General features: G+C 61.4%; 23 protein-coding genes. 8 read left to right on the top strand and 15 right to left on the bottom strand.

Features of this window, described 5'->3' with window-relative positions:
• Positions 1-21: 21 nt before the first annotated feature.
• From GNZ12_RS42785 to GNZ12_RS42800, 4 genes are all read right to left on the bottom strand, one after another.
• Entirely contained in the window at positions 22-597 is a 576-nt protein-coding gene (locus GNZ12_RS42785; protein WP_172318910.1) for an ANTAR domain-containing response regulator, read from the bottom strand.
• A 79-nt stretch (positions 598-676) separates the two neighbouring features.
• The gene (locus GNZ12_RS42790; RefSeq protein WP_172318911.1) at positions 677-2,542 is read right to left on the bottom strand and encodes a tetratricopeptide repeat protein; all 1,866 of its coding nucleotides are present in this window, start codon (positions 2,540-2,542) and stop codon (positions 677-679) included.
• Between the two features lie 76 nt (positions 2,543-2,618).
• Positions 2,619-4,724 (bottom strand): S8 family serine peptidase, encoded by a 2,106-nt coding sequence (locus tag GNZ12_RS42795; RefSeq protein ID WP_172318912.1) that lies wholly within the window; start codon positions 4,722-4,724, stop codon positions 2,619-2,621.
• 621 nt (positions 4,725-5,345) lie between these two features.
• A complete protein-coding gene (locus GNZ12_RS42800; protein WP_328806194.1) occupies positions 5,346-6,584 on the bottom strand; it encodes a cyanate transporter in 1,239 nt (412 codons plus the stop codon).
• Positions 6,585-6,852: 268 nt separating this feature from the next.
• Between GNZ12_RS42800 and GNZ12_RS42805 the strand changes: the two genes are divergently transcribed.
• Positions 6,853-7,596: a GntR family transcriptional regulator gene (locus GNZ12_RS42805; RefSeq protein WP_216673586.1), complete on the top strand. Its 744-nt coding sequence runs from the start codon at positions 6,853-6,855 to the stop codon at positions 7,594-7,596.
• 169 nt (positions 7,597-7,765) lie between these two features.
• Here the strand turns inward: GNZ12_RS42805 and infA are convergent, their stop codons facing one another.
• The 3 genes from infA to GNZ12_RS42820 form a co-directional block, all read right to left on the bottom strand.
• The gene (gene infA, locus GNZ12_RS42810; RefSeq protein WP_012427521.1) at positions 7,766-8,038 is read right to left on the bottom strand and encodes a translation initiation factor IF-1; all 273 of its coding nucleotides are present in this window, start codon (positions 8,036-8,038) and stop codon (positions 7,766-7,768) included.
• 132 nt (positions 8,039-8,170) lie between these two features.
• On the bottom strand, positions 8,171-8,452 hold the full coding sequence (locus tag GNZ12_RS42815) for a hypothetical protein (protein ID WP_172318914.1): 282 nt from the start codon (positions 8,450-8,452) through the stop codon (positions 8,171-8,173).
• A 550-nt stretch (positions 8,453-9,002) separates the two neighbouring features.
• Positions 9,003-9,221 (bottom strand): hypothetical protein, encoded by a 219-nt coding sequence (locus GNZ12_RS42820; RefSeq protein ID WP_172318915.1) that lies wholly within the window; start codon positions 9,219-9,221, stop codon positions 9,003-9,005.
• A gap of 349 nt (positions 9,222-9,570) precedes the next feature.
• On the opposite strand from GNZ12_RS42820, the gene GNZ12_RS42825 reads away from it, so the two are divergent.
• Positions 9,571-10,215, top strand: coding sequence for a helix-turn-helix transcriptional regulator (locus tag GNZ12_RS42825; RefSeq protein ID WP_169484638.1), 645 nt, complete (start codon positions 9,571-9,573; stop codon positions 10,213-10,215).
• A 103-nt stretch (positions 10,216-10,318) separates the two neighbouring features.
• Here the strand turns inward: GNZ12_RS42825 and GNZ12_RS42830 are convergent, their stop codons facing one another.
• From GNZ12_RS42830 to GNZ12_RS42840, 3 genes are all read right to left on the bottom strand, one after another.
• Positions 10,319-11,113, bottom strand: coding sequence for an SDR family NAD(P)-dependent oxidoreductase (locus GNZ12_RS42830; protein ID WP_216673587.1), 795 nt, complete (start codon positions 11,111-11,113; stop codon positions 10,319-10,321).
• Between the two features lie 197 nt (positions 11,114-11,310).
• Positions 11,311-11,715: an OsmC family protein gene (locus GNZ12_RS42835; protein WP_172318916.1), complete on the bottom strand. Its 405-nt coding sequence runs from the start codon at positions 11,713-11,715 to the stop codon at positions 11,311-11,313.
• Between the two features lie 164 nt (positions 11,716-11,879).
• Complete coding sequence (locus GNZ12_RS42840; RefSeq protein ID WP_172318954.1) at positions 11,880-12,317, bottom strand: YciI family protein; 438 nt, start codon at positions 12,315-12,317, stop codon at positions 11,880-11,882.
• A 240-nt stretch (positions 12,318-12,557) separates the two neighbouring features.
• Here GNZ12_RS42840 and GNZ12_RS42845 point away from each other — a divergent pair, with 240 nt between their 5' ends.
• From GNZ12_RS42845 to GNZ12_RS42865, 5 genes are all read left to right on the top strand, one after another.
• A complete protein-coding gene (locus GNZ12_RS42845) occupies positions 12,558-13,847 on the top strand; it encodes an NAD(P)/FAD-dependent oxidoreductase (protein ID WP_172318917.1) in 1,290 nt (429 codons plus the stop codon).
• 15 nt (positions 13,848-13,862) lie between these two features.
• Positions 13,863-14,420: a helix-turn-helix domain-containing protein gene (locus GNZ12_RS42850; protein ID WP_172318919.1), complete on the top strand. Its 558-nt coding sequence runs from the start codon at positions 13,863-13,865 to the stop codon at positions 14,418-14,420.
• A 199-nt stretch (positions 14,421-14,619) separates the two neighbouring features.
• The gene (locus GNZ12_RS42855) at positions 14,620-15,966 is read left to right on the top strand and encodes a glutamine synthetase family protein (protein WP_172318921.1); all 1,347 of its coding nucleotides are present in this window, start codon (positions 14,620-14,622) and stop codon (positions 15,964-15,966) included.
• Positions 15,967-16,159: 193 nt separating this feature from the next.
• A complete protein-coding gene (locus GNZ12_RS42860) occupies positions 16,160-16,354 on the top strand; it encodes a DUF1653 domain-containing protein (protein ID WP_172318923.1) in 195 nt (64 codons plus the stop codon).
• Positions 16,355-16,422: 68 nt separating this feature from the next.
• A complete protein-coding gene (locus GNZ12_RS42865; RefSeq protein WP_028194701.1) occupies positions 16,423-16,617 on the top strand; it encodes a YqaE/Pmp3 family membrane protein in 195 nt (64 codons plus the stop codon).
• Between the two features lie 153 nt (positions 16,618-16,770).
• Here the strand turns inward: GNZ12_RS42865 and GNZ12_RS42870 are convergent, their stop codons facing one another.
• Positions 16,771-17,079: a 2Fe-2S iron-sulfur cluster-binding protein gene (locus GNZ12_RS42870; protein ID WP_172318925.1), complete on the bottom strand. Its 309-nt coding sequence runs from the start codon at positions 17,077-17,079 to the stop codon at positions 16,771-16,773.
• A gap of 90 nt (positions 17,080-17,169) precedes the next feature.
• Positions 17,170-19,161 carry a sigma-54-dependent Fis family transcriptional regulator gene (locus GNZ12_RS42875; RefSeq protein ID WP_172318927.1) on the bottom strand — a complete coding sequence of 664 codons (1,992 nt, stop codon included), beginning with the start codon at positions 19,159-19,161 and terminating at the stop codon, positions 17,170-17,172.
• A 415-nt stretch (positions 19,162-19,576) separates the two neighbouring features.
• Here GNZ12_RS42875 and GNZ12_RS42880 point away from each other — a divergent pair, with 415 nt between their 5' ends.
• On the top strand, positions 19,577-19,867 hold the full coding sequence (locus tag GNZ12_RS42880) for a DUF1488 family protein (protein WP_074287282.1): 291 nt from the start codon (positions 19,577-19,579) through the stop codon (positions 19,865-19,867).
• A gap of 256 nt (positions 19,868-20,123) precedes the next feature.
• Here the strand turns inward: GNZ12_RS42880 and GNZ12_RS42885 are convergent, their stop codons facing one another.
• The 3 genes from GNZ12_RS42885 to GNZ12_RS42895 form a co-directional block, all read right to left on the bottom strand.
• Positions 20,124-20,657: a cytochrome b gene (locus tag GNZ12_RS42885; protein ID WP_172318928.1), complete on the bottom strand. Its 534-nt coding sequence runs from the start codon at positions 20,655-20,657 to the stop codon at positions 20,124-20,126.
• Between the two features lie 244 nt (positions 20,658-20,901).
• Positions 20,902-22,176: an NCS2 family permease gene (locus GNZ12_RS42890; RefSeq protein WP_172318930.1), complete on the bottom strand. Its 1,275-nt coding sequence runs from the start codon at positions 22,174-22,176 to the stop codon at positions 20,902-20,904.
• A 370-nt stretch (positions 22,177-22,546) separates the two neighbouring features.
• Complete coding sequence (locus GNZ12_RS42895) at positions 22,547-22,804, bottom strand: DUF4148 domain-containing protein (RefSeq protein WP_172318932.1); 258 nt, start codon at positions 22,802-22,804, stop codon at positions 22,547-22,549.
• Positions 22,805-22,909: the final 105 nt, after the last annotated feature.

The raw sequence follows: 22,909 nt of genomic DNA on the forward strand, positions 1-22,909 counted from the left end.
GGAGAGTTCATGAGCGGCGCTTCATTTGAGCGAATCTGCCGACGCGATGACGGCACGCGCGACTTCAGCGAGTTTGACGCCCTGGTTCATGGCGCGCTTGCGCAGGTTGGCGTACGCGGCGTGTTCGGTGATCTTCTGTTGATCCATCAGCAGGCGTTTGGCACGATCGATCAGCTTGCGTTCGGCGAGTTCGTTTTCGGCTTGTGCGAGGCGTTCGCGCAACTGCGACTCCTGTGCGAACCGTGCGAGTGCGACTTCGAGAATCGGCGCGAGCCGTTCCGAGGCGAGACCCTCGACGAGGTAGGCCGTGACCCCTGCACCGACTGCGTCGCGAATCAGTTGCTGGTTCGCATCGTGACTGAACATCAGCACCGGACGTGGCGCGGTGGCGTTCATGACCGCGAGTTGTTCGAGCGTGTCGCGCGATGGCGATTCCGTATCGATGATGATGACATCTGGCCGTTCGTTTTCGACTACGCGATGCAGCGCTTGTGGCGTCGCGGTGCCCGCGAGCATCTCGTAGCCGAGCCGTGCGAGCGCATTGCGCAGATCGCCAATGGGCTTATCGGTATCGGTGACGAGGAGGACGCGTAGCATGGAGTGTGGCTGAGACGACAGGATACAGATAGAGCAACAGGCGTGCCAGGCGGCGAGCGCTGCGATAAGACCAGTGCAGTCACGGGTCTGTGAGCAGTTCAGGCAACGGTGTCTGCACCGGCGCGGGGCATGCGAGCGGCATGCACCGAAGCGGCGCGTCGCGCCATTCAATGAGCGCGTTGCACACCTCGTCGAGAATCGGGCCCCACTCGCCTAATTCCCGCTGACGGAACAGGCGCATCGACGGATACCACGGGCTATCGGTTCTGCCGGTCAGCCATCGCCACTCAGGATAGGCGGGCACGATCACCCATACAGGCAGTCCCGCCGCGCCGGCCAGATGAGCGACCGACGTGTCGACGGTAACAAGCAGGTCGAGCGTCTGCAGTATCGCTAGCGTGTCTGTAAAGTCGTTGATCGCGGGGCCCAGTGTATGCAGGTCGTATTCGTGTGCCAGGTCTTCGCTTTCATGCTCGTGGACGCCTTTCTGGACCGAGTACCACGTTATGCCGCCAAGTCCGAAAAGTGGCTTCAGCGCGGCCAGTTGGATAGACCGGTAACGGTCGAGAACATGGTGAGGGTTGCCGGCCCACACTACGCCGACGCGTTTGTTTTGCGCCTGCTTGTTGGCTTGTGGAATCGCTTCGATATAAGTCTTCCAATGACCTAGTTTTTCCGGCGTTGCCGCGAGGTAGGGCATGGCAATCGGAAGCATGGGTAAATCGAGTTTTGTATGTTCCGGCATCCTTAGCATGTGACACCAGTAGTCATATGGGCCGGGAGGTAGGGTAGTGAATACGGTTTGCACATCTGTCATGCTCGCGGCCAGTTCCGCGATCGGCTGACTGACCAGTACATCTACTGCAGCACCTTGACGATTCAACCATTCGGCGAATCTAAGGAACTGGATTTCATCGCCGCGCCCCTGTTCGCCGATGAGCAGGAACCGGCATCCTGCGACGGGTTCGCCATGCCACTCGGGGAAACCTGGGCGAATCTGTTCATTTTCCGTGCTGGGGAGCGCGTAAAACCATCTGTACCTCTTCCAGCCTTCTTCGAGCTCACCAAGGGCAAGCTGCACACCGGCAAGATGAAATTGCAGGTACGGGTTGTCCGGCAGAAGCCGGGCTGCTTCAATACTGTGTGGCCGACTTTCGGCAACGTTGCCGGTGATGCTGAGTGCTCTTGCCGCGTTGTGATGCAGAAGCGGGTGTTGCGGATCGACGACGAGTCCCTGCCGGGCCACGCTAAGCGCTTCGCTGAAGCGGTCGTGGGTGTTCAACACGTAGCCTAGTGAATTAAGCGTATCGGCATTGTCCGCAAAGCGGGTTCTGACCTGCTCGATCGCTTCATCGAGCTCACGCTTGTGGCCGGCTTTGACCAGCGCTGCGATCAGGTCGAGTCCGTCTTGCGGGCTTGCCGGGTCGAGCATCCACGCGCGCAACCAGTAGTCCGCAGCGTCATCGATCTTCCCGAGCTCCGTGCAGATCCGGGCCAGCGCACGAACGGCGTGGTGCACGCCCGAATCGATCTCAATGGACTTTTCATAGTGGGCCATTGCCTCATTGAGACGGCCAGACAGCCGCAGGCAGCCGGCAAGGTTCCGGTGAAGACTGGCGCTACTGCCCGCCAGGCTGATCGCTCGACGATAGGCTGCTTCAGCCGATGCATGGTTGCCCTTCAGCGCTGCAAGCAGGCCCGCATGCTCCCACAATTCAGCCCGCTCAGGGGCGGCCTGCAATGCCTGTTCCAGGTATCCCCGCGCGCGATCCATTTCATCCATATGAACACAGGCGAGTCCCATACGGTGCAGCGCGTGTGCGTCGCGCGGGCGCACGGCGAGCACCTGGCGGTAACCGTTCATCGCCTCGGTCATCCGTCGCGCGGAAAAATGCGCATCTGCACGCGCGACGAAAGTGTTCACGTCTGCGTCATCGTGATTCATTGCTTGCCCGTGGGGGGAAGTAGGCCCCCTGCGATCCGCAGCCGCGACGCAGGGGCGCAATTCCGGCGTAGCCGATTTATTGCGTATAGGTGGCCAGGAGAGAAACGCCGCTCAGTTTTGTACTGGCGCTCAATATGCCGTAGTAAGTTCCGGCTACTGGGTTGGTGATCGTGCAGGTGGCGGCCCCACCTCTGACCATAACGGACTCACAGTCAGGATGGAGCGTGGATGGCGTACCGGCTCTGACATACAGTGTTGCGGTTTGGCTGGTCGTCCCTGGCGACAGGGTGAACGTCAGGCTCTTTACGCCCGGAGGAACAACCAGATCGTAATTCTGCATATCGCCGTTTTTCGCCGAGATCGTCAACGGAATGCCGGCGCTTAGGTCCGTAAGGGTTGGAGGAATGACCTGAAATGGGCGCGTCAGCTTGCTAACGGCCCCGGTGCTATCCGTCACCGTGAATGTGATTTCATAAGTGCCCGGATAGTCATAGTTCGCATAGGGAGCGACCGATTGCGTGCGCACCATATCAGGACCACCCGTGCCGAAATTCCAGGCCCATGACTTGATCGGCGCACCGCGGGCAGTGGACAGGTCCTTGCATGTCACTTGCATGATCGTCGTCGCTTCTGAGCACGTAAAATCGGCTGCCGCTGGAATCTTTCCAGACCTGGCGGCAATGACCGTTGCGTTCGCATCCAGAATGCCTGAGCCGATCGGTTGATCCGGTTTGCCGTTGGGAAACGGTTGCACATTCTGTGTCAGCAGGGCTCTCATTTCCGGAGAGGTCAGTGGCGTCGGCGCCACCGACTGAGCGAGTGCGATCACGCCGCTCACCATCGGTGCCGCCATCGACGTGCCGTCCATGTATGTGTAGCCTTCGGTGCCCGGCGCGGCGGTTCCGTTGTTATAGGTGGACCAGATTGAGTCGCCAGGCGCGGCAATATCGACAGTCTGTCCGTAGTTCGAAAGAACCCACTTCAAACCGGGGCGGTTGCTGCCGCCGACACTGATAACGTTCCGGCAATTTGCCGGCGTAAAATTCGTTGCGCTGTTGCCATCGTTGCCAACTGCTGCAACGACAACGGCGCCCCGACTGACAGCGTAGTCAATGGCGTTCTGAAACGTCATGCCGCAGGAACCCCCACCGCCGAGGCTCACATTAATGACCTTCGCCGGGTAGGCGTTGTTGGGGACACCCGACACGCTCCCGCCAGCGGCCCACGTCACGCCGTCTGCGACGTCGGATGTAAAACCTCTTCCGCAGGCATTCATGACCCGGACCGGGACGACCTTTGCGGCGGGCGCAATCCCGGCTATACCAACGCCGTTGTTGGTCTGCGCGGCCATGATGCCCGCGACGTGGGTGCCGTGCCAGACGACCGGGCATGTCTCCGTCGTGATACCCGGATTCGTGCCGTCGCCGCCCCGGTTGTTCGCGGTGAAATCGTACCCAGGCAGGATATTGGCATTCAGGTCGCTATGATGGGTCACGCCATTGTCTATCATCGCGATCACGGTCCCGGCGCCGTTAGCCATGTCCCAGGCGCCCTCTGCCCGTATTCCCGCCGTGGTGACGCCGGGTTTCTGGTTCGAGGTTAAGCCCCACTGCATGCCATATTCCGGGTCGTTTGGCGCCATTGTTACGGACATAGGTGTATCGGGCTCCACATACTCGACGTCAGGGTCCGATGCAATGGCGCGCATGAACGCTTTGGCATCTCTCGCGTTCAGCTTGTGTTCCGTTGTAACCACATCAGCCCCAATGCCCATGCGGCGCACATGGCGCGCTTTCGCGGGGAAGGCGTTCGTTAGGCGGTCCAGTCTTGACTGGACTGCAGAGGTTGATCCGCGTTCAGCGGTGCCGGTCTTGTACTTGACGATGAAGCGGTCATTGGATGCGTCCGAAGACAGGCCGCTCACATTCATCTTCAACGACGATTGCAGGGGAACGGTGCTGGACGCCGCCGCTAGTGCCGCCGCCCTTTCCAGAGTCGGTGTTGTTTCGGAAGTTGTATCGACGCCGCTGTCTCCGCCACATGCTGCGAGTGCCAGCGAAAGCGAAAGACAGGCAGCGCTTGCAAACACACGACGTGCATTTGCTTTCGACCACAGAGCGCCGATTTCCGCAAAGGTTATGGGAGAACCGTACCGCTTGCTCATACGTCTCTGTTTTTGCATGTTTTTATCCCTTGTACGACATATAAAAAGGATTGCCTCTGTTTTTGTGCAGTAGTCGTGCTGTCGGCATAAGCCGGGACCGTAAGCCGCACGCCAGTCTTTGCTTCTCTGGCGCAGGCTATACAACGCGTAGATTAAGATTCCTAACTAATGACTGTCGCTGTCGCTGTCGCTGTCGCTGTCGCTGTCGCTGTCGCTGTCGCTGTCGCTGTCGCTGTCGTTTGCGTGATACGTTACTTTCTGCCGCCGTCAGCCTGCTCGTTGCGTTCCGGTACCGCGCGAAATCAATAGCCTGGACGGGAAGATAATTTAGCTTGAATGAGATAATAAATAGCCTGATTGATATAAACAATCAGGCGTTTCTATTTATTCGTCGGACAACTTACTCAGTGCGTAAGACTATCGATGCCTGCTCGTGCAGGCTAAAGGGGCAACTCAGCCAGCCGACCGGGGGCGAGTGAGGATGTGAGACGAGGGAAATTGAAAATTTCGCGCAACGGTGGCAAGCGTCGCACCGTTGGCTGATTGATGGGTGATTCGCTATCTGTGCTGGCGATGCAGCGCCGGTGTGTGCGGGACCTCGCGATGAGGCTCGACGCGCACTCGCGCAGCGCTATCGAATCAATTCCATTCCCCATAACTCCGGGGCGAAAACAAAAAACTTACTGCAATCATGGCAACAACGCTAGCAGCGAGGGTGATCCAGGCAGCCCCAAAGCCGCCGCTCCAACCCCGGGCAATCCCGGCCAAAACGGGGGCAACGGCCGCCAGAATGAACCCGACACCCTGAGTGAATGCGACGAGCCTTCCCGCGACGCGATGATCCGCCGAATGATCCATGGCTGTGACGAGCGTCAACGAAAACGTCCCGCCAAGTCCGGCGCCGGCAACGCCGACCCAGACCAACGGCGCTGCGTCGGGCCACAAAACCAATCCGAGCAACCCGGCAAACTGGGCGGACAAACCTAGCACCAGCCACGGCCGCCGATCCCGAAACGGTGCCGCAGCAAGCGGCAACAGCAAAGCTGATGCAGCCTGAAACACCGTCATGCTGGCAAGCAGCGAACCGCTATCCGCGACACTCACCCCGCGCTGCTGGTAGAACGCCGGTAACCAGGCGACGAGCGTCGTATATCCGCCGTTGACGATCCCGAAGTACAAGCCGAGCGTCCAGGCGCGCCGCTTGCGCCACAGCGGAAAAGTCACCGCATCTGCGGGAGCGCGCTGCGCCGCGGGGCCATGCAAAGGTCCGCGGTTCAAATCCAGCCAGCACAACAACGCCCCGAGTGCGGGTATAGCCCATACCGCGAGCCCTGCATGCCACGACCCCATCGTTGCGCTCACCCAAGGACTCAAGCGCGCCCCCAAGCCGCCACCGCCCATGATCGCAGCCGAGAAAACCCCCATCGCGAGCGGCACGCGCGCATGAAAACGCTGCTTCATGACAGCCGGCAGCAGCGCCTGAATTGCCGCGACGCCGACGCCCGCGAGCGCCGCCGTCAACAGCAAGGTCCCACCACTTGCCGCCATCCAGCGCGCACCGCAAGCCAGCGCGATCGCCAGCAAACCGAGCGCGACGCCGCGTGTTTCTCCGATTGAACGGGTTAGCGCGCCGGCACCGAACGCGCCGATGCCCATCGCGACGACCGGCAGGCTGGTCAGCAACGAGGCGCCATAAAAGCTCAACCCGGTTGCCGCGCGGATCGTCGTCATCAATGGACTGATCGACGTCAGCAAGGGACGCAGATTGATGCCGATCACCACGATCACGCCCAGCCATAAGGCGTCCCGCCACGTCAGCGCGTGGGATGCATCGTTGGCGTCAGTACGGACCGGAGTGGCGCTGGAGTGCGAATTCACGATGGACCTGAAGGTGAGGGGTGAGCGCCGCCGTAAGCGCGAAAAAAGCTGCGCGATCGTGGCGGCATGGTTGTGAAAGAACGTCGAACGAAGTGAAAAATCCGTTCCCGGTTCGTTTTGGTCAACCATAATAACCTAGAATGGTTAACCATTTAGCTGATGTCCGGTATAGATAACACGCTACCCGCGTGGCGCTTGCCGTCCGCCGCTTGCCGTCCGCCGCCGCTAGAATGCGGGGCGATATCGCTCCGTTTCCGTCACTGAACTCATGGCTCCACGTTCCCGAAATCCCTCGTCTGCCGACGCAGAAACGCCGCTTCACACCGCGATCGGCGATGACTCGATCAGCGTCGAGGAGCGCGTTTACGCGTCGATCACTGCAGCGTTGTTGCAAGGCCGTCTGCGGCCGGGCGCGCAACTGGTCGAGCGCGACCTCGCCGCGGCGTTCGGTTGCACGCGCGGCGCGTTGCGCAAGGTGCTGGCGCGGCTGGGTTTTGAGGGCAAGCTGGTGCTCGAGGCGAATCGCGGCGCATTTGTGCCGTCGCCATCGGAAGAAGACATTCGTCAGGTGTATCGCGCCCGGCAGATTGTCGAGGCGGGCATCGTCGCGGCTTTGTGCGGGAGTTTGAGTGCGGCTCACCAGCGCCGCCTGCGCGCCCATGTGCGCAGCGAAGAGAAGGCGTCACGCGCCGGCGCTATCGAGGAATCCGTGCGGCTCGCGGGCCAGTTTCATGTGTTGTTGACGGAACTGGCGGGCGGGACGGAATTGCTCGGCCTCGTTGGGCAACTCGTCGCGAAGACCGAGTTGTACAAGCCGTTGTTCGACCCGTCGAAGGGTTCGACCTGTTCCGCGGACGAGCATAGGCAGATTATCGAAGCGCTCGACGCGGGAGACCTGCGTGCGGCACTGGATACGATGCGCGAGCATCTGTCGGCGTTGGAGGAGCGGGTGGTCGAGCAGGTGCGCAAGAGCGCCGCAGGAGAGGATCTCGGTGCGGTGTTCGGCGTGTAGAAAAGGAGGGGCAACTCAGCGACGCCGCAGCGCGCCGCTCAGGCTCGAGTCAACGAGTCAAGCCGGAGAAGGCGCGCGAAAGGCTTCGCGAACAAACTGAACAGCAACAATCGACCACGCCCGGACCGATCATGAGGCAACTCAATGAGCGGTCAGCGTGCCGCCAGCCTTAACGGCGACGGAATTGCGTGTTGCGTGCGCCGCCGCCACCGGTGGCGCGCTCGTCTTTGTGACGGAAATTGATCCGGCCTTTGGTCAGATCGTAAACCGACAGTTCCAGCGTGACGCGGTCGCCCGCGAGAATACGGATGTGGTTCTTGCGCATGCGTCCGGACGCGTAAGCGCCAACCACGACGCCGTTGTCGAGCGTCACGCGGTAACGACTATCCGGAAGTACTTCGTCGACGATGCCGTCAAGTTCAAGCAGTTCTTCTTTCGCCATGCATAACTCCTGGTCGATGGGATAAGTGGGTGTTGGCCACGCAGCTAAGCCCGGCGCAACATCTGATACGGTTAACAGTTGGCTTTCAGGCCATCTGCGTTGCGGCAACAGCTGATTCGCTGATAGTACCGCTCAAAGATCGGCGACGGACTGGCCGTCTACGCGGCCGTCGATCAATTGCTCGGCGTGGGCCATGCACGCAATGCGCGCCTTGCCCGTGCCGTCAAACGGAAACAGATACTGCAGACGGAACACACGCCCGTCGGCCGCCGGATTGGCGCCCACGCGGCAGATGCGCACCGACGCGTCGTAGCCTGCGTCCGGATTGCGGCCCGTAGTAGCACCCGCCGGACGGCGCGGATAGACGAGCGGATGAATTTCGTAACCCTTGTACGTCTTGACAACTGAATTCATGAAGCACGTGTCCTGTATTACGTGGCCCCTGTGTCACGCGTGTTACGCGCGGCACAACAGGCCCGGCGGCGCAGCACCTTGGGGCGCGCCGCCATGGAAAAAGATTGGCACAGGCCCGATGGCAAGGGCATGAGCGCGGCCGCGCAAAATCGCGGATTCGATGGAGAAGAAACACGCTGATGTCGCGCAGACATCGGGCGCGTAAATGAACCACTCAGCTGCACAACTCGCGACGGCGAATGCAGGCGGCGCATTGCCGGAATGACGGGATCGCCGACGGGCAGCGGTCGAACAGTCGGGGGTGGTGCGGAGACGCCGATTGAACCTGTTTGGTACTGCCGCTTGTATTGCCGCTAGTGTGGATGCGGAATACAGCTATTCCAATATGATGCACTAAATGGGGCTAATTGGATAGCAAAAAGTTCCGAGCGCGGCCAAACCGCCCAGTCGGCGGGGCTTTAGGCAAGAAATGGCTGCTACGGACGGCGTGCCAGGTATGACCGGCACGCCGCATATGAGCTGGCGCCGTGACGGCGAAGGCGGGCGAGCTTCAGCGGGTGGTTTCGGCGACGCGCTTCTGCAGCTCGCGTGAAGCCGCGAGCGGGATGCGCGCATCATCCCAGCCGGCCAGCCATTCGACTTCCCTCGACGTAAAAATCTGTCCGTGATTGCGCAGGGTGTATTGCAACGAATCGATGATGTGATTGCGGATGATTTCCGGCGTGCCGTCGTCATCGAGCACGGCGCGAAACGCTTCGAGCGTGGCCATCTGTTGCTCCGTGAATGGGTTGGTTCTTTTATCGCACGAAAAAAAAGCGCTCGCCAAGCGGAAAAAAATCGCTCGGTGCGGATGCAACAACCGGGACGTGTGAGCAGCATGCCGTCGGGCGCTCATCAACGCTCTAAGCGCGATGCGGCCCCGCAATAAAATAGCCGCGGCGCTGTCGCCATGCCGTCGCGGTCGCGGCCGCCGATTGGGGTCGTTACAATGGCGAGTTGCCGCGCCTGGCTGCCCGGCATTGCTGTGCCTGCCTCGCCTGCCGGCCATAACCGCGGTGCCCCGATTGGCTCATTTGGGCGAAAGCGGCGCCGCTTCCCTCGAACACTGCGACTTCTCAATGCGCAAGACAACCGTCTCTCCCGTGAAAGACCTGCTGCTGGACCGCTACGCACCCATTGCAGACGGCATCGCCGCGCTGTTCTATCCGTGTGCCGAAGTCGTGATTCACGACCTGCGCGATCAGACCATCGCGTATCTCGTGAACAACCTGTCGAAGCTCGAAGTCGGCGGCCCCTCGGTGCTCGACGAAGTCCACTATGCGGCCCGCGGCCGGACGATCGGGCCGTACGAGAAGCTGAATTGGGACGGCCGTCGCATGCGCTGCGTGAGCAACATCCTGTTCGACGACGACGGCAAGCCGGCCGGCATGCTGTGCGTCAACTTCAACATTGCGGTGTTCGAAGATGTGCGCTCCACGCTCGATCTGTTCATCAAAGGCGGCAATCTGACGGACGCACCCGCGGAGGAACTGTTCCGCGACGACTGGCAGGACCGCATCAACACCTTCCTGCACACCTGGCTGCGCGAGCGGCAAATCGGCATCAATGCGCTCACGCGCGAACACAAGCGGGAAATCGTCGAGGCGCTGCACGCGCAAGGCGCGTTTCGCGGCCGCAGTTCCGCGAATTATGTGGCCGCCGTGCTGACGATGGGGCGCGCCACTGTCTATAAGATTCTGAAGCAGATGAAAGAGGGCGGCTGACGGCTCCCGGATCGCGGTGGGATAGCGCTGCCCGCCGCTGGATCCACCACGGAGCCGATGCGCCCGGGAGATTGAGACCGCGCCGCGGGAAGAGTAGCTGCGTTCAGCTATGCAGTCCCATTTTGCCGCTCGCCATGGCGGCGACGCGAACCACGAGCCCCCGGGGAAGCAACCGTGACAACCAGGTCGCGGCTCGCACGCTGGTCCGCCCAGGATAGGCGACCGCTTTTCTTTTGTCGAAGGCCTTGAGGGTTTCCTGAACAACCGACTCCGAGCTGTCCATGTCTTTCGGCGACACATTGGTTGATACACCGTCGAAGAAGCTCGTTGCCGTGGGGCCCGGACAAGCGGCCATCACATGAACGCCCGTGCCGACGAGTTCAAATTGCAGCGCCTCGCTGAAGAACAGGACGAAAGCCTTGGTCGCCGCGTAAGTGGCCATATGCGGGAGGGGCTGAAAGCTCGCGTTGGAAGCGAGGTTGATGATGCCGCCCCTGCCACGTTTCGCCATACCGCTGCCAAACCGATGACTGAGAGCGACGAGTGCCTGAACGTTGACCTGAATTTGCGACTGTTCTTTCGTCGGGTCGTGCGAGAGGAAGCTGCCAGTCAGACCCAGCCCCGCATTGTTAATTAGCAGATCTACCTGAATGCCGCGGCGCTCGAGTTCCTCGCCGATCTGGAGAGCGGCGTCAGGATGGCTCAAGTCGGCATTGAGCGCAACGGTTTGCACGCTGTATCGCGCGGAAAGTCCTTCCGCCAGGGCCTGCAATGTGTCGCCCGAGCGGGCGACCAACACCAGGTTCATGCCGCGTGCAGCCAGTGTTTCCGCAAAGACCTTGCCGAGTCCCTTTGAGGCGCCGGTAATCAGGGCGGTCGAGCCGCGATAAACAACCATTTTCTGCTCCTTGTTGCGGGGTGAACCTGCATTAGCGTTGCGTGCGCCATCTGAGGTCGCTGGTCACAGGCATCGACTTGATGCTGAGCGCCGCACTTCCTTGGGGACGTGACGCATTGTGCGAGGTGGAGCGTCATTTGATAATTGGGGTGTCTTTTGAATCATTTTCAAAAACTATGGAAATATCGCGGGCCGTCTCACCACTGCATGGTCGTTTCGATCCGTGTTCCCCGTTTGATGAACAGGGTGACCGGCGTTTTCTCGCAGATTTCGGCAAAGCGGGTCCGCTTGCTATCGTCGAGGGGCCCTTCGACGGATACGGTACGCCGAATGAATTGACCGCCGTCGCGCTCGACGTGCAGTTCCGTGTCGACTTTAATACGGCCGCCCGGCCATGCTTTCCTTTGCATGTACATCCTGAGCGTGGCAGCGGTGCATGCTGCGAGACCCGAGAGCACGAATTCGAAGGGGGCCGGGCCGCTATCCTGACCCCCATCGCGCGGCCCTTCATCGCCGAGCAGGCTGTGTGTGCCTGCATCGACTTTGACGAGAAAGTTGGGTGCATCTGCGTCTGAGATGGCGGTTGCGATCGCGAGAGTCATCGTTGTCCTCACTGGTGTCACGAGGGCGTGACGTTGTTTTGCAGGGCGATGGGTGGCTGGATTACGCGGCAGTTGCTTGTGCCCCTGATGGCGAGCGCCAAAGTGGACGACTCGGGAGCGACCGCCATGTGCGGTGTAGTGTATGCGCCCCCGCGTCCCCCGCATCAGCGCGGTTTGTTCGCCCCGCCTTCGGTCTGAGCGCGCAGGCGCTCTTCCTGCGCCCGCAGCTCGGGTGTCAGTTCCGCGCCGAAATCATCGGCTTCGAATAGCGGGCGAATTTCGATTTCGGACTCGCCTTCCATGGGATTGGGGCAGCGCCTGACCCATTCGACGGCTTCTTCCATTGACTTGACCTGCCACAACCAGAACCCCGCGACGAGTTCCTTGGTCTCCGCGAACGGTCCATCGATCACGGTCCGCTGGCTGCCTGAGAAGCGCATCCGTTTGCCTTTGGCACTCGGATGCAAGCCTTCGCCCGCGAGCATCACGCCTGCGTTGACGAGTTCTTCGTTGAACTTGCCCATTGCCGCAAGCAGTTCCGTGCTGGGCATCTTGCCGGCCTCTGAATCACTCGTCGCCTTCACCATCACCATGACGCGCATTGTCATTTCTCCATGAATAAGTTGTTGGAGCCACGCGGCCCCGAAGTTTAATCGGGATCGATCGGCAGCTCTTACAAACACGACGAACCGGGATATCTGAAATCGACACGGTCCAGCAGGCTTCACGGCTCCTTAGTATCGCTCGATGCGAAGGCGCTTTTGACTCTTGCTTGCTTTCGTGAAAAATAGATGCTATATTTTCATGAAATTAATTGTTGAATTTTTCACGGAGCAGCGTCGATGTTTCATCAGTCCGCCGAGCACGTCGCTAGCTACTACGCGCGCACCTATCCAGGCCCGATTCCACTGCGCCCGACTCTGGAAGAGCGTCTGGATACCGAGGTATTAATCGTCGGCGCAGGTTTCAGCGGCTTGCACACGGCGCTGCGCCTTGCTCTCGCAGGCAAGCGTGTCACCTTGCTCGAGGCCAGCCGGGTGGCGTGGGCGGCGTCCGGGCGCAATGGCGGCCAGGCACTGCTCGGCTGGTCCTGTGACATGCCCCCGCTGGAGGCCGCGCTGGGGCTGGAACGTGCCCGCCGGCTATGGGACAGCATGCGCTGGGCCGCCGGTGAGATACGTGAACTGCCGCAGCGGCACGGCTTTGATGCTGACTACCGCGCCGGCAGTCTGTGGACGGCGGTGCTGCCGCGCCGCGTTGCTCTGCTGCAGCGGGCTCAGCAGGAGGCCGTAGAGAAGTGGGGCTACGACCGGATGCGGTTCATTCCTCGCGAGGAGATGCCTGAGTGGATTGCGAGCGAGCGCTACCATGCTGCGCTCTACGATCCCGAGGCGGGCCACCTGAATCCGCTGAAGCTGGCCCAAGGTCTGGCGGCGGCGATCGAGCAGGCCGGTGGGCGCATCTTCGAGCAGAGCCAGGTGCTGGATTACCGCGAAACGCCTGACGGTTACGTGGTGCGCACTGACAAGGGGGAGGTGCGCGCGGACGCGCTGGTACTCGCCTGCAACGCGTATATCGACCGCCTCGACCGAAAACTTTCCAGGCGAATGCTGCCGGTCGGCACGTATCAGGTTGCCACGTCGCCGCTGCAGCCGGACATGGCCCGTTCGCTGCTGCCGCGCAACAGCTGCGTGATCGACAACCAGTTCGTTCCCGACTACTTCCGTCTCAGTCCTGACAATCGCCTGCTATTCGGCGGCGGCTGCACGTACGCGGGTGGCATTCCAAAGGATATTGCGGCGGCCACTCGGCCCTACCTGGAACAAGCGTTCCCGCAGTTGCGCGGGGTGGAACTGGAGTTTGCCTGGGGCGGGCATATCGATATCAGCATGAAACGCACGCCGGATATTGGTCGGCAAGGTGAGCGCTACTGGCTGCAAGGCTTTTCGGGGCACGGCATACTCCCCACGCTCGCCGCTGCCCGGGCAGTCGCCGACGCCATCCTCGGTGACGACGAACTGCTGAGCCTATATCAGTCCATCGACAATCCGCCTTTTCCCGGCGGAGCGTTGCTGGCGGCGCCGCTGGAGGTCATGGGCAAGACCTGGTATCGTCTGCGCGACAGAGTCTGAAAGAAGAGGCGGAAGATGAACAAGCAGGAAGAAATTGAAGGTCTCGCGATACTGATTCGGGACCTGCGCAAGCATAAGAAAGTGACGTTGGGTGCATTGGCGGAAAAGATCGGCCGCTCGGTGGGTTTCCTCTCCCAGATCGAGCGCGGCCTCTCGCGTCCGACCGTGGGCGACCTGACCGCCATCGGTGAGGCCCTGGGCGTACCCACCACGTATTTCTATAACCTGAGCAAGCCGCGCGCGTTACCTTGGGTGACCCGGCCGGATGAACGCCGCACCCTCTATTACGCCGAGGGTGTGACTGACGTGCTGGTGTCGCCGAACATGTCGGCCGGTTTTTCGATGCTGGAAAGCCACCTGGCCCCCGGCGCCAGCAGCGGCGATAAACCCTTGAACGACAGCGATGAGCAAGGTGGCTTCGTCCTCGAAGGCGAATTGACCATCTGGCTGGACGACGAGGCGCAGCCGGTAACCCTTGGCCCTAACGACGGGTTCCAGGTGCCGGCGCACGCGCGGTTCCGCTACGCCAACCTGTCCGACGAACCGACGCGGGTACTTTGGGTGTTCACCTAGGATTCCGGCCGAACCTGGGCGCAGCAGGCATGCTGCGCTGAATAAAAATTCGGATCGCTAATTAATGGCGTCACGCATGGACGTCATAAGTGGACGTCGTGAATGCCACGCTCCCTCATGCCACCGACTTGCCTGCCGCGGTCCATGGCAACTTTGAATTGAATCTCAATCATCACCTTTTGCGTGAGAAGGAAACACTATGACTTCCCCCAGCGCCGACCTGCTTAGCGAAGTGAGGGCCTTCCGCGCCGCCTATCCCGAGGTGCGTTACGTCGACCTCATTTGCCTGGATATCCCCGGGCACTTCTACGGCAAGCGATATCCCGTGGACATGCTTGAGAAAGTCGCGGCCGGCAGTCTCCTGAAACTGCCGCAGAATTGCATCCTGCTAGGCGCGCAGGGCGGCTTGTACCCGATCGGCGACTATTGCTTCAACGATGGCGACCCGGATGCGGTACGCCGCCTGATTGCCGGCACCCTCAAGCCTGTGCGATGGGAAAATCAGCCGTTGGGGCAGATGTTGATCAGCTCGGACGGCACCGAGGCACCCATCGAGTTTGAACCGCGCGAGGTCCTGGCGCGCGTACTGAAACGCTTCGAACGGCGCGGCATCCGCCCGGTCGTGGCTTTCGAACTGGAGTTCTACCTGTTCGACGCCAGGCTCGCGGACGGTTTGCCGCAGTTCCCGCGCGATCCGTTCTGTGACGACAGGGACGACCAGCCAAACATGCATATCGAGCGACTGTCGCGCTTCTCCGGCGTGCTGGGTGAGATGGTCGACGCCACGCGCGAGCAGGGTGTGGATGCCACCGTGATCACGGCTGAACTGGGACCGGGTCAGTTCGAGATCAACTTTGGCCACAACGACGACGGTCTGCGCGCCGCGGACTGGGCCGCATTGTTCTGCCGGAGCACGCGCGGTGTGGCGATGAAACACGGCTACCGCGCCAGCTTCATGAGCAAGCCGTATCTGCATGCGCCGGGCAGCGGCATGCATGTGCACGTGAGTCTCTACGATGAGGCCGGTAATAATCTGCTGGCTGTGGACGGCCAGCGGCCCTTGCGCCACGCGGTGGCCGGGTGCCTCGAGCTTCTGCCGCATTGCATGCCGGTCTTCGCTGCCAATCACAACGCTTTTCGCCGCTATGGCTGGAAAGCGAATGCTGCCAGCCGTGCCAGCTGGGGTTTCGAAGACCGTGACGCCTGTATTCGCATTCCCGAGTCGGATGATCGCAACCTGCGCATCGAACACCGCGTGGCGGGCGCCGACGCGAACCCTTACCTTGTGCTGGCCGCCATCCTCACCAGTATGGAGCACGGGCTGGACGCCGCTCGCGAGCCCATCGCGCCGCTCAATGAGGACCGCAGGAGCGGGATCGATTTTCCGAAAGACATGCTGACGGCCGTCGCTGCCATGCAGGCTCATCCGGTCGTGCGCGAGGGGATGGGCGAAGAGTTCGTGATGGTCTACTGCGAGAACAAACGCCAGGACCATCTGGATTTCATGAACGAGGTGAATGCGCGGGAATACCGCTGGTTCCTTTGAGCGCTGGCGCTTTTTTGCCGCTCAGGCGGCCGCGCCTCGCGACTGTCGATCGCTTACCGCGTAAGCCTGCATCATCGATCCTTCGCGCGCCGGCACAGGTTTAAAATAACGGTCGCAGCAAAACCACGTCCTCTGTTTCGGAGGACGTCGGCCCGTTTATAAAAATTCCGTTGATCGGGACAGGAGTAGTTCAATGGTGCGTTATCGACACTACAAAGGCGGCATTTACGAGTTGATTTGCGAGGCGACGCTGGAATCCGATCCGACGGTCACGATGATCGTCTACAAAGCCAGCAATGGTACGATCTGGACGCGTCCGGCTTCGGTGTTTTTCGAGCTGGTCGACATCGACGGCACCAAGGTGCCACGCTTCGCGCCGATCAACTAGGCGGACTCGTTCAAGCGATCGCACCCGACGAACGCGTACTGCCAGGTCAATACAAACAGGAAATCTGAATGCGTCTTTTGCTTGCCATCATTCTGCCGTGGTTTCAGTTCTTCACGATCGGCCGGCCGTTTGCCGGGATCATCTGCCTGATCTTGCAGATCACGCTGATTGGCTGGATTCCGGCCGCGATCTGGTCGGTGTATGCGTTGAGCCAGTACAACACCGACAAGAAAATCGCCCGGGCGATGGGCAACGGGCGGTAAGGCCGTATGCGATGCCGTCCGCCGCGCGGGTCGGCGGCGGAGGGTATGAGGGGAGGCAGCTTCTGCGTGCTGCTTCTTCCTGCTTTCGCGGGAACTGACCGATCCGGCGCTGGCACGGGCGGTGGACCGGCGACCCACCGCCGCTGTCTTCTCTCAGTGCTGCTGTAATTCAACCGCATCCGGCACTTCGATCACCACGTCGGTTTCCGCGATCGCCACACACGGCAGAATGTAGCCTTCCGCTTTTTCTTCGCGACTCAAACCCGGCCATTCGATCGTATAGCGCACGCGTCCCGCTGTCATTTTGCACATGCACGTGCGGCACGTACCGTTGCGGCACGAGCGCGGCAGACGCAGATTCGCGAAGCCGGCGGCTTCGAGGATCGTGAGCGAATCGGGCGATTCGAAGCTTTGGCCGAGCGGCTCGACGCGAACGAGAGGCGGGCGGATAGGGTCGGACATCGTGTGAATCGGTGACGGATTGCGCCACACTTTACACGCTGAAGAGAGCGCTTACAGCACGCCACCGAACTCGCAGGCATCTCCGCGATGTCAATGCGTCGTGTTCCCACGCCGCAAATACCGATACACCGTATTGCGCGCAAGCCCCAACTCGCGAGCCGCCGCCGACACATTACCGTCGAGTCGAGCGAGCGTCTGCGCGATCAACGTGGCCTGCCAATCCTCCATCCGCGCGGGCGATGCCTGCATGGGCGCGGCCGGTTTTTCCTGGCCGTTATTACCCGCGCCGTTGCCTGAACGGACCAAGGGCGGTTGGGTGCTTTCGTGGGCCGGCGCATGCCCACAATCCTGCAGAAAATCCTCCGGCAAATCCTCGAGTTCGATCTGCGCCGCGCCTTCGGCCATGATGCTTGCGGTGCGCAGCACATTGGCCAATTGCCGCAGATTGCCCGGCCAGCGGCATTGCGCGAACCGTTCCAGCACTTCATCGGACACGCGACGCGGCAAGCGCTCGCCATCCTGCTGCAATGCCAGCATGCGCTCGACGAGCGCTGCCAGATCGCTACGCTCGCGCAGCGCCGGCAAGGTGACGACGAGGCCGTTGATCCGGTAATACAGGTCTTCACGGAAGGTGCCGGCTTCGATCATCGCGCGCAGATTGCGGTGGGTCGCGCAGACGACGCGCAGATCGACCGGAATCGCCCGCGTGCCACCGAGCGGCACGACGGTGCGCTCTTGCAGCACACGCATCAACCGCACTTGCTGGGCCAGCGGCATATCGCCGATTTCATCGAGAAAGAGCGTACCGCCGTCGGCCTGCACGATCTTGCCGACGCTGCCGCGTTTCTTGGCACCGGTGAACGCGCCGTCTTCATAGCCGAACAACTCTGCCTCGATCAGCGTATCGGGCAACGATGCGCAATTCAAGGCGATGAAGGGTGCCGCCCGCCGCGGCGAATCGTGATGGATCGCACGGGCGAGCCACTCCTTGCCCGTGCCGGTTTTGCCGAGTACGAGAATGGGAATATCGCGTCCACGCAGCTTGGCGACGCGCCGCAGGATCGCGGAGACCGTCGCGTCGCCGGTATCGAGCGTTTCGAGTGTGGCGAGTGGCGGCGCTTCGCAGGGCCGGCCCGCAGCACGCGTGCCGCTGGACGTGACCGTACGCGCCGTGTCAGGAAAGCCTTCCGCCGACGCAACATAACGCGGCACCGCAAATTCGCCGCGTGCGACCACCCGCACGCCGCTCGGCAGCGTCAGCACGATATTTTCACCAGGTGCGCGGGCGATCTGTTGCAGCAGTCGGGCGAATGCAATACCGAACAGCGCATCGAAAGTTTGCCTTTGCAGGTCGGCGAGCGGCTGCCCAAATTGAAATAGCGCGCTGCGATTCGCGGACAAAAACGTGCCGTCCGGCGCAAACGCGGCGAGCCCTTCGTACAGCGTGCCGATGAATTCCGCGCGCGCGTGAAAGTGGACGCGAATGGCGTCGACGAATTGATTGGAGAACAGATGATTTTCGATCATCTGCGCCGACATCCGCACGAGCGCGAGCGTGTGCTTGTGAAAACCGCGCGTGTCGCCGCTGACATCGAGCGCGCCGATGGTGCGCCCGAAGGGATCCGCGATGGGCGCGCACGAACAGGTGAGGATCCGGTTCGCGTGCAGGAAGTGCTCGCCGGCGTGGACGACCGTCGGTTGCCCGTCGATCAGGGCGGTGCCGATCGCGTTCGTGCCGCGATCCGCTTCGGCCCATGACACGCCCGGACACAACGCGACGCGATTGGCTTTTTCGACGAAGTCGCTGTCACCGAGACTGTGGAGAATCACGCCGTGATTGTCGGTGAGCAGCACCATGCTTTGCGTGTCGACGATCTGCGCGTGCAGCGTCTCCATGACAGGGAGCGCGTGGGTGTACAGCGACTGGTTGCGATCGACGAGTTCACGCAGCGCGAGGCGGCGCAGCGGCTGAAAGTCCGGCGTTTCCGACGCACGCAGGCCGACTTCGAGCGAGCGGGCATGCGCTTGCGCGATGACATCTGGCCGACCGAGGGTGGGCTGCGCAACAGATCGATGGGTCAAGGCATGTCTCCGGTTATCGGACCCGGCGGGTGCGTTGCCCGCCGTTGCGTTCCGCAGCGCAACATACGCGTCCGCGGCCGAACACCGATATTACAGGACGAAACAGGACCCAGGCGAAAGCCGCGCAGCAGGGAAAAGCAGGTCACGCTGACCAGGCGTCACGCCCCAAAAAGACCCTGTCGGGCACCAAAATCAAGCAAACCGAAAGGAAAACTTGCGCAGCGCCCGAACTCGTCTACAGTGAATCAAATCACCTCCGCCGGGCGCGAAGTACAACGCTGTCGCAGCCGTGGGGTGACGGACCCGCGCTACCAGCATCCGACAAGGGGGAAAAGCGCTGCGAGTGCGACCAGACTTAACCAGCGTGCGCAGTACCAATCGACCCAGCGCCGCACCAACCTTTAGGTGAACTCCCATGCAGATCCTATTCCCGAACGAAACTCCTGAATATTCAGGTCGCGAACTTACCTTGGCGTTCCCGGCGATGGTTGATGGGCAAAGGGTGGAGTGCATGATCACCGCAGAGGCGCTGGAAGATCACTTCGGCGCCGCATCGCCGCGCCTGGAAGACATGGTCGACGCATTCGACGCGCACCGGGCCCGGATCGAGGCGGCCACGAGGCGTCTGCTATCGGAAACGCGGGCGCAATGTCTGGTGCTAAGGAGCGGCTACGTGCGCTTCTATGAAGCGAACTGGCGCAACTGAGCGAATCCGTAGTCTGCTGGGTTCCGGCCCGAAAATCAGCCTGAAAATAGACCTGGCGAGCAGACAGAGCAAACAGGTAGAACAAGCCGCGCAAGAGCAAGACGAGACGCAAACCCAAGCGCGGCGTCGGTACTTCAACGGGACGTCAACTGGCTGCGGCCATTCGCGCCGCCCAGGTTTTAACCCGCGCGGCGGGTTGCTCCAGGCGCTGCGAGCGCAAGCGCCAACGCTGCATGCGCCCAGGACTGGAAGCTGATCAAACCATCCGCCGCAGCGTCCGATTCTTGAACACCACGTGATGCGCAATCGCCGCAAGCGCGTGCAATCCAATCACCCAGTAAAACGCATTGCCAAGCCACTCATGGGCTGTCTTGAGCAATGGCCGTGCAATCGGATCCGCGCCGACCAGCGTGTAATTCAAGTTGATCCACGCCAGCGTGACCGGATGCCCACCGGTATTGATCATCAGGATGCCGAGCAGCGGCTGCGCGAAGATAAAGACGTACAGGGCGAGATGGGCGGCGCGCGCCAGAAAGGCGAGCAGCCAGTTGCCTTCGATTTCCGCGGGCGCACCGGCCCACAGCCGCCATAGCAGGCGCAGGACCGCCAGTCCTAGCACGAGGGTGCCGGCACAGAAATGCACGCTGCTCCAGAAAGCCCGGCTGTCAGACCCTTTCGGCCCGCGTATTTCGATTGCCAGATAGGCGAGCGCGATCAGCAGAAAGATCGCCCAGTGGAAGAAGATGGCGGGCGTCGTATAACGGTCCGAGGCGCGGCTGTAGGGCGACATGCAAGGAACTCCTGTGACCAGTTCGTTGGTTTTTATCAATCATCGGATGATAAAGGGTGCCCGACCAGAACGGGCGCCTTCTACAAAACGATTGTTGATCCAGACCGAACCCTGGCCAAACACCGCTACGATGCCGCCATGCTTTCAATCAGGCTGCGACGCGTTGTGCGGCGCGGCATGCCGCGCCGCCACGCCATGCCGCGTCACGTCTTGTTCCGCCCCTTCGCGTCTTGTGCCGCCGCGTTTATTCGCTGCCGAGGTAGAAATACCGGAACAGGAAAATCGCCGCGATGATCCACACCACCAGTTTCACTTTGCGCGTTTTTTTTTTTTTACCGAAGGCGACGCCGTTGGCGATCGAGTAGGTGAACGGCATTAGCAGTGCGGTTAGCGCGGCCGGCACGACTTCGGTGGCGTCGTCCCACGGCAGGTCGAGCATTTCGCGCAGCATCAGGCACGACACGTACAGCAGGGCCGGCGCAGTCGCGTAGCCGGGCACCACGCCCGCCAGCGGCGCGAAAAACAGCGCCGCGAGGAACAGCAGGGCGACGGTGATCGCCGTCACGCCCGTGCGGCCGCCGGCCTGCACGCCCGACGCGCTCTCGATATACGCCGTGGTCGACGAGGTGCCCAGCATCGAGCCGGCCAGAATCGCCGTGCTGTCGGCGAGCAGCGCGCGGTTCAGCCGGAACATCTTGCCTTCGACCAGCAGCCCGGCGCGATTGGCCACGCCCATCAGGGTGCCGGTCGCATCGAACAGTTCGACGAGGAAGAACACGAGGATCACGTTCAGCACGCCACCGGAGAGCGCGCCGCGAATGTCGAGCTGGAACAGCGTCGGTGCAATCGACGGCGGTGCGGAGACGATGCCGTGGAACTGATTGCCGCCGAAGAAAAAGCTCAGCACCGTCACGCCGACAATACCGATCAGGATCGCGCCGCGTACCTGCAGATAGTCGAGTGTGACGATTGCGAAGAAGCCGACCACCGCGAGAACCACGTGCGAGTTGTGCAGATCGCCGAGCGTGACGAGCGTGGCCGGATTGCCGACCACCACACCGGCCGACTTCAGTGAAATGATCGCCAGAAACAGGCCGATACCGCCGGTGATGGCGATACGTATCGAATGCGGAATGCCGTTGACGATCACCTCGCGTACGCGAATCAGCGTGACGATCATGAACAGGCAGCCGGAGATGAACACCGCGCCGAGCGCGGCTTGCCACGTGAAACCCATGCCTTTCACGACGGTGTACGCGAAGTACGCATTCAGGCCCATGCCGGGCGCGAGCGCGATTGGGTAGTTGGCGTAGAGACCCATGATCAGCGAGGCCAGCGCGGCCACGATGCAGGTCGCGACGAACACCGCGTCCTTCGGCATGCCGGCGTCGCCGAGAATCGCCGGATTGACGAAGATGATGTAGGCCATCGTCAGGAAGGTGGTCAGCCCGGCGAGCACTTCGGTGCGCAGGTTGGTGCCGGCAGCTTCGAAGCCGAAGTATCGTTTTATGGAGTCCATGAGGCGGGTCTCTCGTTGTTCAAAAAGCGTTTCTTGTGGTTGATACGGGCAATGCGTAGCGAATCAGCGGGCGACTGTGCCGTCCGACACGGCACCCATACTCCCGCGCGGCCAGGCCTGCGGGCGGATTGTAATCACGATTGGCGGTGGCGAACCAAATTGCGTGACTGCGGGGTTTGCCGAAGGGGCGAGATGATACCTTGCCAGCGCGCGGGGCGGAGCGGCAAGCGAATTTACGATGTTGCGGCAGGGAGAGGTGGGTTGTCTGTGGAGCGAGGAGGGAATGGTCGGCATGCAAGGCCGGCTTCGCCTGCGACCGTTGCAGTCGCGGGCGGCCCGGCATGCCGCTTCAAGGCCAGGATGAGACTGCTTACTGCGTCATGCTCCCACCCATCTGCTGCGCCCGCCGTGCGGCGACGATGCGGCCAGCGCGTTGCGCGTTGTCCGGATAGTCGATCCAGTCGAGCGGATCGTAGCCCGCCGCGCGCCATTCGGCCAGATCGGCCCTGACCTGGGCACGCGTTACCGGCCCCGACTGGTCGTAAGGCCGTGCGGGCTGTGCAAACGCGGTGCTCATACTAACGGCGGCCAACAGCGCGCCGAATCCAACGAGAGAAACGATTTTCATGGCTAGCTCCTAGGGAGCGGTTAAAAACGACCCTTGAATGTTAGTTTTCGCATGCATTTCGAGTTAGTCGATTGACGGCAATGCACCGTTTCACCCCGTGATCCA

This window comes from Paraburkholderia solitsugae (genome assembly GCF_013177695.1).
GTDB classification, from domain to species: Bacteria; Pseudomonadota; Gammaproteobacteria; order Burkholderiales; family Burkholderiaceae; genus Paraburkholderia; species Paraburkholderia solitsugae.